Consider the following 16,017-nt stretch of genomic DNA (forward strand, 5'->3'; position numbering starts at 1 on the left):
TGGCAGATTTTGTGGTATAATGGTATATGGGAAATAAACATAAGGGGGCCAAAAAGTATGATAAAGGTTACAGTATGGAATGAATACGTCCACGAGAAGATGGATGCAAATGTGGCATCGATATACCCCGAAGGTATACATGGAGCCATAGCCAAATATCTTAAAGAGCAGCCTGGACTTGAAGTAAGGACAGCGACAATGGATCAGCCAGAGCATGGTCTTACCGACGAGGTTTTAAACCAGACTGATGTTCTGATATGGTGGGGACATGTGGCACACCATATGGTAAGCGATGAGGTAGTGGAAAAGGTCTACAATAAGGTGTTAAACGGTATGGGACTTATAGTCTTGCATTCAGGCCATTTCTCCAAGATATTCAGGAAGCTTATGGGTACATCCTGTGACCTTAAGTGGAGAGAAGCAGGTGAGAACGAGAGGCTATGGGTGGTAGAACCAGGGCATCCTATTGCTCGGGGAATAGGGGAGTACATAGATTTGCCCCATGAGGAAATGTATGGCGAACGCTTTGATATACCGGCTCCTGATGAATTGGTATTTATAAGTTGGTTTAAGGGCGGAGAGGTATTTAGAAGCGGATGCTGCTTCTACAGAGGCAAAGGCAAGATATTCTATTTCAGACCGGGTCATGAGTCATTCCCTATATACCACAATGAAAAGATATTAAAGGTTATAGATAATGCGGTTCGCTGGGCAGCACCTATAGAAGGACCTACTCCAACATTTGGCAATGTAAAGCCATTGGAGCAGCTGTAGCCTGTGGCTCGCGGGTGTCGTAATCTGCGTTTTATGAGGGGCTGATGGAATACAGTCCCTTTTGCTTTGTTTTTTTATGTCACATTTAACCTTTTTCGGAATTACCTTTTTGTGATATAATATAATTAAATTAATTATGAGAGGAGAAAGAATATGTTTGAGAGATTGGATTTAACTAAGAGCAGGACATTTACGGCCAGAGGAAGGCACAACCTTGTTACGATAGATGATCTCAAGAAACCCGGCATTGATGAAGTGCCTGAGTATCACAATCCTGAATTTGATGAGCTTATAGACCGCATTGTAGAGGCTAGAAAAAACGGCCGTCCTGTGATATGGTCAATGGGTGCCCATGTGATAAAATGCGGCTTATCCAGGTATTTAATCGATTTGATGAAAAGGGGGATTATAACCCATATCGCAGCTAATGGCGCTACCAGCATCCATGATTTTGAGCTTGCATATTTAGGAGGGACGTCGGAGCACGTTCCTACGGCTATTGAGGACGGCACTTTTGGGATGTGGGAAGAAACCGGTGCCTGGATGAATGAGGCTATAAAAGAAGGATACAGCAAAGGCATGGGATATGGTCAGTCGTTAGCTGTCTACATCGAAGAGCATAAAGATCGCTTCCCTTATGCAGATGATTGCGTAGTGTACAATGCATATAAGTTGGGCATCCCGGCCACCTATCACATCACCATAGGCACCGATATAATACATGAGCATCCATCGGCAGATTTTGCTGCATTAGGAGGTGCCAGTGGGATTGATTTTGCTATATACTGCCACAGCATTTCACAGCTGGGTGGAGGAGTGTTCCTGAATTTTGGCTCAGCGGTTACGGGTCCTGAGGTATTTTTGAAAGCCCTGGCTATCGTGAGAAATCAGGGTTACGATGTGACCAGGTTTACCACAGCTAATTTTGACATTATTCCTCTAGGTGATTACAGAAGCGAAGTGAGCAAGGATCACTTCCACTACTACTATAGGCCAAGAAAGAATATCGTAAACAGGCCTACCAGCATGGGTGGCAAGGGCTTCTATATCGAAGCCAATCACATGGTAACAATACCTAACCTGTACAAAAAAGTTATAGAAAAATTGCCCAGTGTTCCACCTGGAGTCAGATGAATTACCACTAATCGCTCAGTACTAAGGCACCGCTGAGGAGTTTGTCGAAAACCAATGTGGCAGCTCCTAACACTGGTGCTTTTTTTGCAATGGTGGATGTGGCGACCTTTACCTTATGGACATTGCGATTTATAAAGCGCTGGTCTATAACCTTCTGTATATAATCTGTTACCAGGTTGGAGGCCAGTGCGATATCGCTGCCGAGGAAAATGGCCTCAGGGTCAAAGGCGTTTGCAATGCTTATTGAAGCGGCTGAGAGGTATTTTGATATTATATCTATTTGCTCTTTCATAAACTTGTTGCCTTGTCTGGCATTCTTTACTATATCTGCCCACGTGATGCCATCGGTATGTAATTCGGAGCGCACCCTTTCAACCACCTGGGGGATTGTGGCGTAAAGTTCCAGGCATCCCCGGTTACCGCAATCGCATTGTGGACCATTTATATCTATGGTGATGTGGCCCAATTCGCAACCATGACCTGTTCCTCCTCGGAATATTTTATCGCCTATAACTACGCCGGCACCTATACCCTCATCGACGATCATATAGATATAATTTTCAACGTTTCTCGCTTCACCAAAGTATTTTTCTGCCAGGGCACAAGCATTAGCTACATTATCGCTGTAGATGGTGAGTCCATAGCTTCCAATAGCTGATTTTAAATCGGTGTTTTCCCAACCCTTAAAATTTGGCGGATTTATTATAATGCCTTTCTCGGCATCTACAGGGCCGGGCGTGCCAACGCCTATACCAATGATCTTTTTTGATGTATTTTTTATAATATTCCCGATTATGTCATTTATAGCGTTTAAGGTGTTTTCCTTATTTTCAACAGTATGGGTATCATTTTTGTATTCAAAGAGTATTTCACCGTTCATGTTGACGAGGGCTACTGCAAAACCATATCTTGATATGTTTATACCGATGGCGTGCAGATAACTGGAGTTAAGTTCCAAAGATATCGGCCTGCGGCCACTGGTTGTTTCTTCAGGCCCCAGTTCGTTGACAAGATTCCCCTTAATTAAATCATTTATGATATTGGTTATGGTTGGCTGGGTTAAACCTGTCATATTGGCCAGATCTATACGGGAAAGAGGTCCTTTAAAGTACAGAAGCCTCATTATAAGAGCTCTGTTTAAAATCTTGACGTTGCTGAGATTGCTTCCTTTAAACTTCATTTCACTACTCCTTTGTCATATTATTTAATTAAGTATATTAAGTATATTAATTATATCATATTGTATGTGAGTTGGCTATAAAATCTGCATAACAAAAGACCTCTGAATATTCAGAGGTCTTGAATATGAGACTTATTTGTGGTTTTCACATTATTTAAATTTCGGTAACCAGTCGCCGTGAGCCTCTATGAGGTCGTCGCACATGGCTCTAATTTCGTCAATGGTGAGCTCCGCCGCTGTGTGAGGATCCATCATCGCAGCCATGTAGATGTAGTCTTTTTTGAGCGTAAATGCGGCTTCTAAGGTGAGCAGCTGCACATTTATGTTGGTCCTGTTGATGGCGGCACATTGCTGCGGCAGGTCTCCTACATAGCATGGATTTACACCATTCCTGTCTACCATGCAGGGTACCTCTACGATGGCATCACTGGGCAAGTTAGTAATAAGGCCTGTGTTGAGCACATTGCCGTGGATTCTATATGGCTTATCTGTGAGCATGGCCTCCATTATGTATGCTGCAAACTCGTGGGTCTTGTGGTGTTCTATATTTTTGTTGTTTACAAGATTTTCTCTCATGGCTTCCCAGCCTTTGATCTGGTTTACACACCTTCTGGGGTACTCATCCAGAGGAATATTAAACCTCTCTATCAGTTCAGGATGGGTGCTCTTGATAAACCATGGCACATATTCGGCGTTGTGCTCGCTGGACTCTGTTACATAATAGCCAAACTGCCTCATTATCTCGTAGCGCACCATATCGTTGTGCGGTGTTGGCCTGCTGAAGGCTTTTTCTTTGATTTCGGGGTACAGGTCTTTTCCGTCCCTGGTGATCTCTAAAAGCCAGGCCTGGTGGTTGATTCCTGCGATTTTCCACTGTACATTTTCAGTGCTTATGCCCAGCGGCTCCAAAAGCCCCGGCACGCAGCCCTGAACGCTGTGGCAAAGTCCTACTGTCTTTACGCCAAACCTTATAAGGGCGCCAGTCAACATGGCCATGGGATTGGTGTAGTTTAAAAACCAGGCGTCAGGGCATACCTCAGCCATATCGTCGGCAAATTCTTTAAGAACGGGGATGGTCCTCAACGCCCTAAATATACCGCCGATTCCCAGGGTATCGGCAATGGTCTGCCTCAGGCCGTATTTCTTAGGGACCTCAAAGTCTATGACGGTGCAGGGCTCATAACCGCCCACTTGGATGGCGTTGACCACGAAGTCGGCACCTCTTAAGGCTTCTTTTCTGTTTTCTACGCCAAGGTATGCTTTTATTTTAGCATGTCCCCCGTAGTTTTCATTTATGTTGTTGAGCATCATCTCAGAGTCTTTAAGCCTTTGAGGATCGATGTCATATAAGGCGATCTCGCATCCCTGCAATGCAGGCGTGAGAATCACATCGCCCAGCACGTTTTTGGCAAAGACGGTGCTTCCAGCACCCATAAATGTGATCTTAGGCATATAAAAACCCCCTTGCGATCAAACGATTTCTCGAGACAAATTATAACTGTATACGGTAGAAAATCCAATGACTTGATGCGGAATAAATATGGTATAATGTGAGATAGAGGAGATGGATGTATGTACGATTTTCACACAAATTTAAGAGAAGGTATTGATTTATGCGTATACCACTGCGGCATGGAAGAATGTGAGCCGGGCCACTCCTACGGGCCTGCTGTAAGAGACCATTTTCTTATACATTACATATTAGATGGGCAAGGGAAATTCCATATCGACGGGAAGGTATACACTCTCCACAAGAATCAGGGATTTCTCATATGCCCTGATATAGTCACTTATTACGAAGCTGATAGAGAAAACCCATGGACATACACGTGGGTAGGGTTTCAGGGCATCAAGGCTGAGATGTATTTAAAGTACGCAGGGCTTACGCGAGAAAATCCTATATTTACTTACGACAAAGGGGATTACGTAAAGGAATGTTTTTCTAAAATGATAGATGCCTCTAAGCTGAAAAGAGGCGGCGAGATACGCCTTCAGGGTCTTTTATACCTATTTCTCTCAGAGCTCATAGAGACAGCCGATGGATATGCTGAGGCAGGCGAAAAACAGCAGGAGGTGTACATTAGAAAGGCTATTCAGTACATAGAGATGAACTATTCTAGGGATATAAGCGTAATGGAACTGGCAAGGCACATAGGCCTTGATAGGAGCTATTTATGCTCGCTGTTTAAAGAGTATCTTAAAGTATCCCCTCGAGAGTACCTTATAAAATACAGGATGGATAAGGCTTGTGATCTTATGAAAAACCCTTCGCTGTCCATAAGCGATGTGGCTCGCTCAGTAGGCTACAGCGATCCGCTGGGTTTTTCCAAGATGTTTAAGAAAGTAAAGGGGTGTAGTCCGAAGAAGTATAGGAGAAGGTATTGATTATATTTCAAAACACCTATAAAGTTTTATGAGATATTTACGATAAATATTAGTGAAAGAAAGAGGCAGTTAGCCAACTGTAAAAATACATAAGGGAGGAAGAGAAGGATGATAATAAACCATAACTTAAGCGCATTAAATGCGTGGAGGCAACTTTCAGTTAACAATATGAATACACAGAAAGCCTTAGAAAAACTCTCATCAGGTTACAGGATCAACAGGGCGGGCGACGATGCAGCAGGATTGGCTATATCCGAAAAAATGAGAGCGCAGATCAGAGGTTTGGAACAGGCTACAAGAAATGCTCAAGATGGTATATCTTTGATCCAGACAGCTGAAGGTGCATTAAATGAAACACATGCAATACTTCAGAGAATGAGAGAATTAACAGTTCAAGCGGCAAACAGTACAAACACTCTTACTGATAGGCAAAATATTCAAAAGGAGATTGACCAACTTAAGAATGAAATAAATAGGATTGCTTCAACAACCCAATTTAACACTCGAAATCTTTTAAATGGTTCTTTGGCTGCTGGTAAAGCTACACTTACATTTCAGATTGGTGCTAATAGCCAACAAGTACTTAAATTAAATATAGCTACAATGACTGCAGTAGCGTTGAAAGGTACTGCTACTGGGGCTAAATCAATGGCAAGTATTAATGTAGCTACTAATAATGCTTCTGTTATTAGTGCCCAGATTAATTCTATCGATGCTGCAATAAATAAAGTATCTGGTCAAAGGGCTGATCTTGGTGCGGTACAAAATAGGCTTGAACATACGATAAACAACCTTGGCACAGCATCAGAAAACTTAACAGCAGCTGAATCGCGTATAAGAGATGTTGATATGGCAAAAGAAATGATGGAATTCACAAAAGACAACATACTAAACCAGGCAGCAACAGCAATGCTTGCTCAAGCGAATCAACTGCCACAAACAGTTTTGCAATTACTCAGATAATATAAGAGGGAGGTTTTACCTCCCTTAAATTATATTTATTTTTGCCGATAGAATATATAAAACAAATAAATCGTGGAGGTATTAAAATGGCTAATGAACTTATGAAGGAAACAATGGAAGAGAGTTTTAAGTATATACCGAAATTGATAAATGGAATTGACAAAGAAATAGAGTATATTAATAATGGAGAATATACAGATGCCCTATCTTTATTAACATATATACTTGAAGGGTTAGGTTGGTCGATACAAGCTATTACTTTAACTGCACCACTTCATGGTTTTAGCATAGATATTTCAAAAACTAATGAAAGCTTGAATGTGTTACTCTCAGCTATTGAGAGTTCAGATTACCAATTAATATCTGATGTATTAAATTACGAAATTAAAGATGTTTTGCGTGGATACATGAACCATGTCAAAAAAGGAGAGCTTAACTGATGAATTCATTTGAAATTGTAAAAGCAAAGGACGGGAATGATACTCTAATTGTAATAAGTGACAATAAAAGATATTTTTTACACAGTTCGTACTATCCTGTAAGGGAAGCACAAGAATGGGCAAGTCGGATTGAATTTGGTGAAGAATCGATAATATTGGTCTATGGAATCGGATTGGGATATCATATTAATTATTTGAGCGAGAGATTATCCACAAACAATAGGTTAATTCTGGTAGAACCCTCTAAAGAAATATTTGAGTATGCATTAAACAATGGATATTACGATAGGTTTAAGAATAGGCCTGATACTTTTTTTATTGTCGAAGGTTCTGAAAAAGGTATAGGTACGCTGTTGTCAATGTATATTCCATGGGACAATTTTGAAAATCTTACCTATATAGATTTTAAGCAGTATCCTAAAATTTTTGAAGAACATTATGAGAGATTCAGCAATAGTTTGATTGAAACTATAAATTCAATGAGGATAAATAGAAATACGTCTTTATATTTTGCAGCACAATGGCAGTCAAACTTTATGGAAAACATAGAATTTGTTTTCAGAAGTGTACCTGTTAAGTCATTTTTTAACTCGTTTAAAAATGTGCCGGCTGTAATAGTGTCGGCAGGTCCTTCATTAGACAGGAACGTCAGATTGTTAAAAGAAGTGAAAGGAAAGTGTATAATTATATGTGTCGGAACAGCCTTAAAAGTCCTGGTGAAAGAAAATATTGAACCTGATTTTGTTGTATCAATAGATGGAAGTGAGAAGAATTTTAGACACTTTGATGGGTGTTCGGTAAATGTACCGCTGCTATATGACCTTACAGTATATCCTGAAATATTAAGAAGATACAAAGGCCCTTTAGTTATTGGCATGATTGCCTCAGAATTTTCATCTTTGCTTGAAGAAAAGTTATCTGTAGAATTTGGGAGACTAAGTGCAGGTCCGTCTGTTGCGAATTTGTCATTGGATTTTGCTTATAAATTAGGGTGCAATCCTATTATATTTATAGGACAGGATCTGGCATATCTAAACCACAGGACACATGCTGCAGGAACAATATATGAAAAAGATAGGATCAAAAGTAGTTATGATGAAAAAGAATATATATACGTTAAAGGCAACCTTGAAGAAAAAGTCTTAACAGATAAAGTGCTTCTATCGTTTAAGACATGGTTTGAAAATTATGTATACAGTCATCCGGAAAGGATATATATCAATGCCACAGAAGGCGGAGCTTTAATTAAAGGTATGGAAATAATGAGCTTTAAAGAGGCAATTTTAAAGTATATGGGAAAAGAATATTATGTAAAGCAAATAATCGATGAAATTTTAAAGAATAAGAAAATAGAGCCAGAACTAAAACAAATAAACTCACTTAAAAGAGAATTTGAAGATACAATTAAGAGGTTAAAAATAATAAAATATGATTGCATGCGTGGAGCAAAACTTTCGAAAAAGTTGTATAATGAATATGAAAAGGATATTGATGCTGATGTTACACGGATACTAGCTATATTAGATAAAATAGACGTGAAATTAAAAGATTCTAAAGATAGTTTTTCATTTATATCATCCATTTTAAACATTGTAACAACAAAAGTCCTTAAAGGCTTTAAACCTGAAAAAGATGAAACAGAAAAACAAAAAAAGCTGCGAATCGCTTCTATGTCATATACCCTTTATCAGGGAATCTATGAAGCGATATTGCAGTCAGAAAGTGGGTTAGAACATGCAAAAGAGGCGATAGAAAACATTATAAATGAAAAATATGCTTAAGTTGATAATTTTTATTTCTCAGGAGGCCGTATTAATGAAATTAAGAGATAAAAGAGTTCTTGTTACAGGTGCTGGGGGGTTTATTGGCTCGCATCTGGCAGAAAAGCTGGTTGAGGAAGGTGCGAAAGTAAGAGCGTTTATAAGGTATAATTCAAAGAACAATTGGGGATGGTTGGAAACATCATTATATAAAGATGAAATTGAAATATATACAGGTGATATAAGAGATTATGATAGTGTAAAAGATTCAATGAAGGATATCAATGTTGTTTTTCACCTTGCGGCACTTATAGGTATTCCGTATTCTTACGTATCGCCATTAGCATATATAAAAACAAATATAGAAGGCACATATAATATTTTGCAGGCAGCAAAAGAATTAGGTGTAGAGAGGGTAATTCAAACTTCCACAAGTGAGGTTTACGGAACAGCTAAGTATGTGCCAATAGACGAGAGTCATCCATTTCAGCCTCAGTCACCGTATTCAGCTACAAAAATAGCTGCTGATAATATTGCATTGAGTTTTTTCAATGCCTTTAATTTACCTGTGACGATAGCAAGGCCATTTAACACATATGGACCAAGACAATCGGCGAGGGCTGTAATACCTACAATAATTACGCAGATATTGAGTGGCCAGAGAGAAATCAAATTGGGAAGTCTTACTCCCAAAAGGGACATGAATTATGTAAAAGATACCGTAGATGGATTTATAAAAGTTGCTGAGTGCGATGAACTTATAGGACAAGTTGTTAATATTGGATCTGGACAGGAGATATCTATTGGTGAATTGGCGTATCTTATTTCAAAATTGATGGGTGTTGATATTAAAATAGTTCAGGAAGACCAGAGAATTCGCCCGGAGAAGAGCGAAGTTGAAAGACTTTTATGTGATAATACGAAAATAAAGCAATATACTGGCTGGAAGCCAAAATATACTCTTGAAGAAGGCCTGAAAGAAACAATAGGATGGTTAAAGGATAACATAGATATTTATAAACCGGAGGTATATAATGTATAGTGAAATAAAGCTTGACGACCCTAATTTGGGAGACTTAGAAAAAGAGTATATATTAAAAGCTATTGATAGTAATTATGTATCAACTGCTGGTCCGTTTGTACCTGAATTTGAAGAAAAATTTGCAAGATATTTAAATGTTAATTCATGCGTTTCAGTGCAAAGCGGCACGGCAGCAATACATATGGCACTATATGAATTGGGAATAGGGGCAGGTGATGAGGTAATCGTACCTGCCATTACATTTATTGCAACAGTTAATCCTATAGTGTATTGTGGTGGAACTCCTGTCTTTGTAGATGTGGATGCGAATACTTGGAATATAGATCCGGAAAAAATCGAAAAAGCAATAACACCTAAAACAAAGGCCATCATAGTTGTGCATTTATACGGTAATCCATGTGATATGGATAAGATTATGAAGATTGCCGAAGAGCATGGGTTATATGTCATCGAAGATGCAACAGAAAGCCTTGGAGCGATATATAAAGGTAGATATACAGGAACTATTGGCCATATGGGATGTTTCAGCTTTAACGGAAATAAGGTAATTACAACAGGTGGGGGAGGAATGATAGCAACAAATGACAAAAAAAGAGCTGGGCATATTAAATATCTTGTTAATCAGGCGAGAGATAATTTACCTGGATATCATCATTCAGAAATAGGCTTTAATTACAGGATGACGAATTTAGAAGCGGCATTGGGTCTTGCGCAATTTGAACGATTAGATGAATTTTTAACGAAGAAACAGTTGTTTAAGAAAATATATGAAAATGCATTTAATGGAATTGAGGTAATAGAGCTGCAAAAGGAGTATGCAGATGCTATCAGTTCATCGTGGTTATTTTCTATAAAGATAGACACTAAAAAAGTGAAAAAAACAATACCGGAGATTCAGGATAAATTAAAAGCAAGAGGGATACCGAGCAGAAGAATATTTAAACCGATAGTAGATATGCCGCCATATTTAAAATATAAGAAGGGCAACTATGATAATTCGTATGATATTTACGAAAGGGGATTAAACCTTCCATCATCGACATTGAACGGACCGGAAGATATAGAATATACAGCAAAATCCTTATTAGAAATATTGGAAATATAAACAATGGAGAGGGCAAAATATGAGGAAAATAGCAGTTGTTACAGGGACAAGGGCAGAATATGGCTTATTATACTGGACACTTAAAGAGATTGCAAATGATCCCGAATTGGAATTACAACTTATTGTGACAGGGTCTCATTTATCACCGGAATTCGGGCTTACAAAGAGAGATATAGAAAAAGACGGTTTTAAAATATATGATGAAGTTGAAATATTACTTTCGTCAGATACAGGACAGGGAATTGCGAAATCGATTGGGTTGGGTATTATCAGCTTTGCACAAGTTTTTTCAAGGTTAAAGCCCCATATATTGTTGATATTGGGTGATAGGTTTGAGGTATTTGCCGCTGCTACGGCAGCAATGGCATTAAATATTCCTATAGCACACATAGCAGGTGGTGAGTCAACAGAAGGAGCGATAGATGAACAGATAAGACATGCGATAACTAAAATGGCACATATTCATTTTCCTAGTTGCGATTATTATGCTGAAAGAATAATAAAGATGGGAGAAGAAGAGTGGCGAGTATATAATGTAGGGGCGCCTGGATTAGAGAATATCAAAAAGTTAAAATTGCTTGATAAAGGTGAACTTGAAAAATCTTTAGGAATAAGGCTAGATTTAACTACTTTATTAGTAACCTATCATCCAGAAACACTGGAAAGAGAAAATATAGAACAGCATGTCAATAATTTATTAGAAGCTTTAAAAGAAACGGGTTGCCAAATAATTTTTACTTATCCTAACGCCGATAGTGGTGGAAGGTATATAATTGGAAAGATAAATGATTTTGTTGAGAAATATAAGAAGGCCAGATTGTATATTAACTTAGGACAAATAAGATATTTAAGCTTATTAAAATATGTTGATGTTATGGTTGGCAATTCATCCAGTGGAATAATCGAAGCTCCATCATTTAAATTACCAGTGGTTAACATTGGTAGCAGGCAAAAAGGAAGATTGAGAGCTTTAAATATTATAGATGTAGGCTATTCTAAAGAGGAGATCTTAAGCGGGATAAGAAAAGCCCTTTACGACGAGAGCTTTAGAAGAGAGTTGAAAAATACAAAAAATTTATACGGAGAAGGAGATACAAGTAAAAAAATCGTCAGTGTACTAAAAACCGTAGATATAAATAATGAAAACTTCTTAATGAAAAAGCTCACATATTAAGGCTGAAAGTGAGATGACTATATGATAAAAATAGGTGATAGAATTATAGGTGATAATTCTCCTGCCTTTATAATAGCAGAGGCAGGAGTAAACCATAGCGGGAGTGTAGAATTGGCAAAAAAAATGATAGATGCAGCCGTGGAAGCTGGAGCAGATGCAATTAAGTTTCAAATTTTTAAAGCTGAGAACTTAGTGATAAAAAGCGCCGAAAAAGCTGAATATCAGAAAAGAACTACTGGTGAAAATGAATCACAATATGATATGCTCAAAAAATTAGAACTTACATATGATCAACATATTGAGCTTATGAAATATTGCCAGCAAAAGAGGATAATCTATTTATCTACTCCTTTTGACTTTGAGAGTGCTGATGTACTAGATAAATGTGATGTGGCTGCATATAAAATAGGCTCAGGTGATATTACTAATTTGCCGCTTATTGAATATATTGCGCGAAGAAATAAACCAATGATAATATCAACAGGGATGGCTGATCTTGGGGAAATAGAAGATGCTATAGATATTATAAGGAAGACAGGTAATGAGAAAATCATACTTTTACATTGCGTATCAAACTACCCGGCAGATTACAGAGACGTAAACTTAAATGCAATGCTTACTCTTAAAAATGCATTTAAATTTCCAGTTGGCTATTCGGATCATACATTAGGTATTGAGATTCCTATAGCAGCTGTAGCGCTAGGGGCAAAAGTTATTGAAAAGCATTTTACACTCGACAGAAATTTACCAGGGCCTGATCATAAAGCTTCGTTGGAGCCTTTTGAACTTAAGCAGATGATAAAGAGCATAAGAAACGTAGAATGTTCAATGGGAGACGGGATAAAGAAGTGTACGTATGTTGAAGAAAATGCCAGGAAAGTGGCGCGCAAAAGCCTTGTAGCGGCTTGCGACATAAGAAGAGGGATGGTCATAGAAAAAGAGATGCTGACGGTAAAAAGGCCTGGAACTGGCATACCGCCAAAAGATATAGGCTATATAGTAGGTAGGAAAGCTAAAATTGATATTTTAAAAGATACACTAATTAACTTGGATATGTTAGAATGAATTAAAAGGAGCCTGGATGGGGGAATTTTTTTGGAAGAACTTATTTTAATTGGAGCTGGTGGGCATGCTAAAGCCGTATTAGAAATCCTCAAACTTATGGATACTTATAGGGTTGTAGGGCTTATAGAGAAGGACAGACAAAAGATGGGAAGAAGGATATTAGGTATTCCAATAATAGGTAGTGACGAATGTTTAAGTGATTTTTATAATGAGGGCATAAAGCATGCCTTGATAGCGGTTGGTAGTACAGGAGATAATCGGATAAGAAAAGATCTGTATAATACCGCAAAAAGTATAGGTTTTAATATGATAAATGCGTTTCATCCTAAAGCGATAATTTCCCAATATAGCAAATTTGGTGAAGGGAATGTGGTTATGGCTGAATCGGTAATTGGACCGGATGTGGAAATCGGCAATAACGTTATAATAAATACTGCAGCAGTAGTGGAACACGATTGTAGAATTGGAGATCATGTGCATATTGCTCCAGGTTCTAAAATTGCAGGTGGTGTTGAGATTGGTGATGAAAGTTTTGTGGGTATCGGGGCAGTAATAATTCAGGGTATAAAAATAGGAAAAAACGTGTTAATTGGAGCGGGAGCGGTTATTATAAATGACGTTCCTGATAATGCTGTTGTCGTAGGTGTTCCAGGGAAGATTATTGCTTATAGATAATATATTTCATGAACGGGTGAGGAGATTTTTTATGAAGGATATTGTGAAAAATGCTTTGGCCCATGCAGATTGTACAATAAGAGATGCAATAAAAAAAATAAATGATAATGGGTTACAGATTTTAATTGTGGTTGATAATCAAAACAGATTAATTGGTACTGTTACTGATGGCGATATAAGAAGATCTATTTTAAAAAACATATCACTGGACGAATTTATTGGGGAGATAATGAATAGGTCACCTAGGTTTGTATATAAAGGCGAAGAAGATAAAGCTTATGAATTAATGTTGAAGTATAAAATTAGAGTTGTGCCGGTTTTGGACAGTAATAATACAGTTATAGACTTAATCATGATCGAAGAATTGTTTGGAGTTAAACAATATGCCAATAAATCCAACTATGTTTTTATAATGGCGGGAGGAAAGGGGACAAGGTTGGACCCATTTACAAAAATACTTCCTAAACCGTTAATACCTATCGGGGAAAAACCAATAATAGAGGTTATAATGAGTAATTTTAGAAAATATGGTTTTAATAACTTTATTATATCGCTTAACTACAAAGCAGAGATGATAAAATTATATTTTTCAGAAAATCCAGATAGGTACAATATTACATATACAAATGAAAAAGATTTTTTGGGGACAGCTGGAGCATTGCAGTTGGCCAAAAGTATGCTAAAGGAATCATTTATAGTTTCAAATTGCGATGTAATCGTTGAGATTGATTTTGATGAATTGTTAAAATATCATAAAAATAATCACAATCAAGCAACTATTGTGGGTGTTATAAAAAATATGCAAATTCCTTATGGTGTTTTAGATGTTAAAGATGGTATTCTGGAGCGGGTAACTGAAAAGCCGGAATATTACTTTGTTATAAACTCGGGTATTTACGTTTTAGAGCCTGAAATCATAGATTTGATTCCTGAAGGGCAGCCTATAAATATGCCGGATCTCTTACTAAAGGCTAAAGAATGTGGTTTTAAAGTAGGAGTTTATCCTATAAGCTCAAAATGGTTTGACGTAGGGCAGTGGGAAGAGTACAAAAAAACATTAGAATATTTTAAAAAGTTATATGGTGATGTAAATGTATGACGGTCAAACGATATTAGCGTTAATACCTGCCAGAGGAGGATCTAAGGGGGTCCCGCGGAAAAATTTAAGGTGTCTTTCAGGTAAACCTCTTATTGCTTATACAATCGAAGCGGCATTACAGGCTAATTTTATAGATAAAATAATTGTATCAACAGATGATTTGGAAATAGCGAATGTATCTAAAAAATATGGTGCAGAAGTTCCTTTTATACGCCCGGAAGCTTTAGCAACAGATGAAGCAAAAGGAATTGATGTGATATTACATGCCATGCAGTGGCTTGAAGATCATAATGAGAAGTTTGATTTATTGATACTTTTACAGCCAACGTCTCCATTAAGAGATTCGGAAGATATAAAAAATGCATTAAGTTTATTTGTCAGAAAAAATGCAGATGCGGTGGTATCAGTCTGTGAGGCTGAACATTCGCCGTTATGGATGAATACATTGAGAGAAGATCTATGCATGAAAGACTTTATAAGGAAAGAAGTATTAAATAAGAACAGGCAGGAATTAGAAACTTATTATCGCCTGAATGGCGCTATATACTTAGCTAAATGGAATTATATAAAGCAGTATAAGAGTTTTTACGGGGATAAAACATATGCATATATAATGTCAAGAGAAAAGTCTGTGGACATTGATAGCGAATTTGATTTGCAATTCGCAGAATTTTTGATGAAAAACAAAAATATATAGTAAGGTTGGGTTACGTAAAAAGTGAGCTATTAAATAGTCTTTGCTTTATGATTGACGAGATTGAAAAAATGGGTACAGAAAGCGATAGAAAACGTTAGGGAGATAGTAAAGCACATTATAATTATGCAGCTGACAGTATGTCGATAGAAGATGAGTTTTTTGGATAAAGGCAGAAGCATAAAAGTGCGGGTACCCTCTAAATTTCAGTGGGAGAAGAAGAATTGAATATGTTTGCAAAGAATAGCTCGCTGAGGTCATGTATTCAATAGTTAAATGTTATTTGTCATTTTATGAACTGTGACGCTTTTTTATTGAAACGGCCTGTGCTTTAGGATTTAACAGAACATAAAATACAAAATAGTTATGAATGAATTGATTTATCTACGATATATGCAGGGTTCAAGAAAAAGGTGATAAGATATTTGATTAGATAGGTTGTTTGTATTTTATTAAATTGGCAGGGAAGACTTTGGAGGAAATTGAAGGGTATGATATCATTATATTATATCAACATATTTATAGAT

General features: G+C 37.5%; 15 protein-coding genes. 13 read left to right on the plus strand and 2 right to left on the minus strand.

Annotated features, from left to right (window positions below):
- The first annotated feature begins 57 nt into the window (after nt 1–57).
- Nucleotides 58–774 (plus strand): ThuA domain-containing protein, encoded by a 717-nt coding sequence (locus BUB87_RS02725; protein WP_073341574.1) that lies wholly within the window; start codon nt 58–60, stop codon nt 772–774.
- 153 nt (nt 775–927) lie between these two features.
- On the plus strand, nt 928–1,908 hold the full coding sequence (locus tag BUB87_RS02730; protein ID WP_073341576.1) for a GSU2086 family protein: 981 nt from the start codon (nt 928–930) through the stop codon (nt 1,906–1,908).
- 7 nt (nt 1,909–1,915) lie between these two features.
- Here the strand turns inward: BUB87_RS02730 and BUB87_RS02735 are convergent, their stop codons facing one another.
- Together BUB87_RS02735 and melA are read right to left on the minus strand one after the other, a co-directional pair.
- Nucleotides 1,916–3,088 carry an ROK family transcriptional regulator gene (locus BUB87_RS02735; protein ID WP_073341577.1) on the minus strand — a complete coding sequence of 391 codons (1,173 nt, stop codon included), beginning with the start codon at nt 3,086–3,088 and terminating at the stop codon, nt 1,916–1,918.
- 150 nt (nt 3,089–3,238) lie between these two features.
- A complete protein-coding gene (melA, locus tag BUB87_RS02740; protein WP_073341579.1) occupies nt 3,239–4,540 on the minus strand; it encodes an alpha-glucosidase/alpha-galactosidase in 1,302 nt (433 codons plus the stop codon).
- Nucleotides 4,541–4,660: 120 nt separating this feature from the next.
- On the opposite strand from melA, the gene BUB87_RS02745 reads away from it, so the two are divergent.
- From BUB87_RS02745 to BUB87_RS02795, 11 genes are all read left to right on the plus strand, one after another.
- Entirely contained in the window at nt 4,661–5,473 is an 813-nt protein-coding gene (locus BUB87_RS02745; protein ID WP_073341580.1) for an AraC family transcriptional regulator, read from the plus strand.
- A gap of 108 nt (nt 5,474–5,581) precedes the next feature.
- Nucleotides 5,582–6,436 carry a flagellin Hag gene (hag, locus tag BUB87_RS02750; protein ID WP_073341582.1) on the plus strand — a complete coding sequence of 285 codons (855 nt, stop codon included), beginning with the start codon at nt 5,582–5,584 and terminating at the stop codon, nt 6,434–6,436.
- A gap of 86 nt (nt 6,437–6,522) precedes the next feature.
- Nucleotides 6,523–6,876: a hypothetical protein gene (locus tag BUB87_RS02755; RefSeq protein ID WP_073341583.1), complete on the plus strand. Its 354-nt coding sequence runs from the start codon at nt 6,523–6,525 to the stop codon at nt 6,874–6,876.
- Nucleotides 6,876–8,657 carry a motility associated factor glycosyltransferase family protein gene (locus tag BUB87_RS02760; RefSeq protein WP_073341585.1) on the plus strand — a complete coding sequence of 594 codons (1,782 nt, stop codon included), beginning with the start codon at nt 6,876–6,878 and terminating at the stop codon, nt 8,655–8,657. The genes BUB87_RS02755 and BUB87_RS02760 overlap by 1 nt, the downstream gene beginning before the upstream one ends.
- 34 nt (nt 8,658–8,691) lie before the next feature.
- On the plus strand, nt 8,692–9,678 hold the full coding sequence (locus tag BUB87_RS02765; RefSeq protein WP_073341640.1) for an NAD-dependent 4,6-dehydratase LegB: 987 nt from the start codon (nt 8,692–8,694) through the stop codon (nt 9,676–9,678).
- Complete coding sequence (locus BUB87_RS02770) at nt 9,671–10,783, plus strand: LegC family aminotransferase (protein WP_073341586.1); 1,113 nt, start codon at nt 9,671–9,673, stop codon at nt 10,781–10,783. The genes BUB87_RS02765 and BUB87_RS02770 overlap by 8 nt, the downstream gene beginning before the upstream one ends.
- Before the next feature lie 19 nt (nt 10,784–10,802).
- The gene (neuC, locus tag BUB87_RS02775) at nt 10,803–11,957 is read left to right on the plus strand and encodes a UDP-N-acetylglucosamine 2-epimerase (protein ID WP_073341588.1); all 1,155 of its coding nucleotides are present in this window, start codon (nt 10,803–10,805) and stop codon (nt 11,955–11,957) included.
- Nucleotides 11,958–11,978: 21 nt separating this feature from the next.
- Nucleotides 11,979–13,022, plus strand: coding sequence for an N-acetylneuraminate synthase (gene neuB, locus BUB87_RS02780; protein ID WP_073341590.1), 1,044 nt, complete (start codon nt 11,979–11,981; stop codon nt 13,020–13,022).
- A 30-nt stretch (nt 13,023–13,052) separates the two neighbouring features.
- A complete protein-coding gene (locus BUB87_RS02785; RefSeq protein WP_073341592.1) occupies nt 13,053–13,697 on the plus strand; it encodes an acetyltransferase in 645 nt (214 codons plus the stop codon).
- Nucleotides 13,698–13,728: 31 nt separating this feature from the next.
- On the plus strand, nt 13,729–14,796 hold the full coding sequence (locus tag BUB87_RS02790) for a nucleotidyltransferase family protein (protein ID WP_073341594.1): 1,068 nt from the start codon (nt 13,729–13,731) through the stop codon (nt 14,794–14,796).
- Entirely contained in the window at nt 14,789–15,493 is a 705-nt protein-coding gene (locus BUB87_RS02795; RefSeq protein WP_073341595.1) for an acylneuraminate cytidylyltransferase family protein, read from the plus strand. Before BUB87_RS02790 ends, BUB87_RS02795 begins: the two co-directional genes overlap by 8 nt.
- Nucleotides 15,494–16,017: the final 524 nt, after the last annotated feature.

Source organism: Caldanaerobius fijiensis DSM 17918 (assembly GCF_900129075.1).
In the GTDB taxonomy this organism is placed as follows: domain Bacteria; phylum Bacillota; class Thermoanaerobacteria; order Thermoanaerobacterales; family Caldanaerobiaceae; genus Caldanaerobius; species Caldanaerobius fijiensis.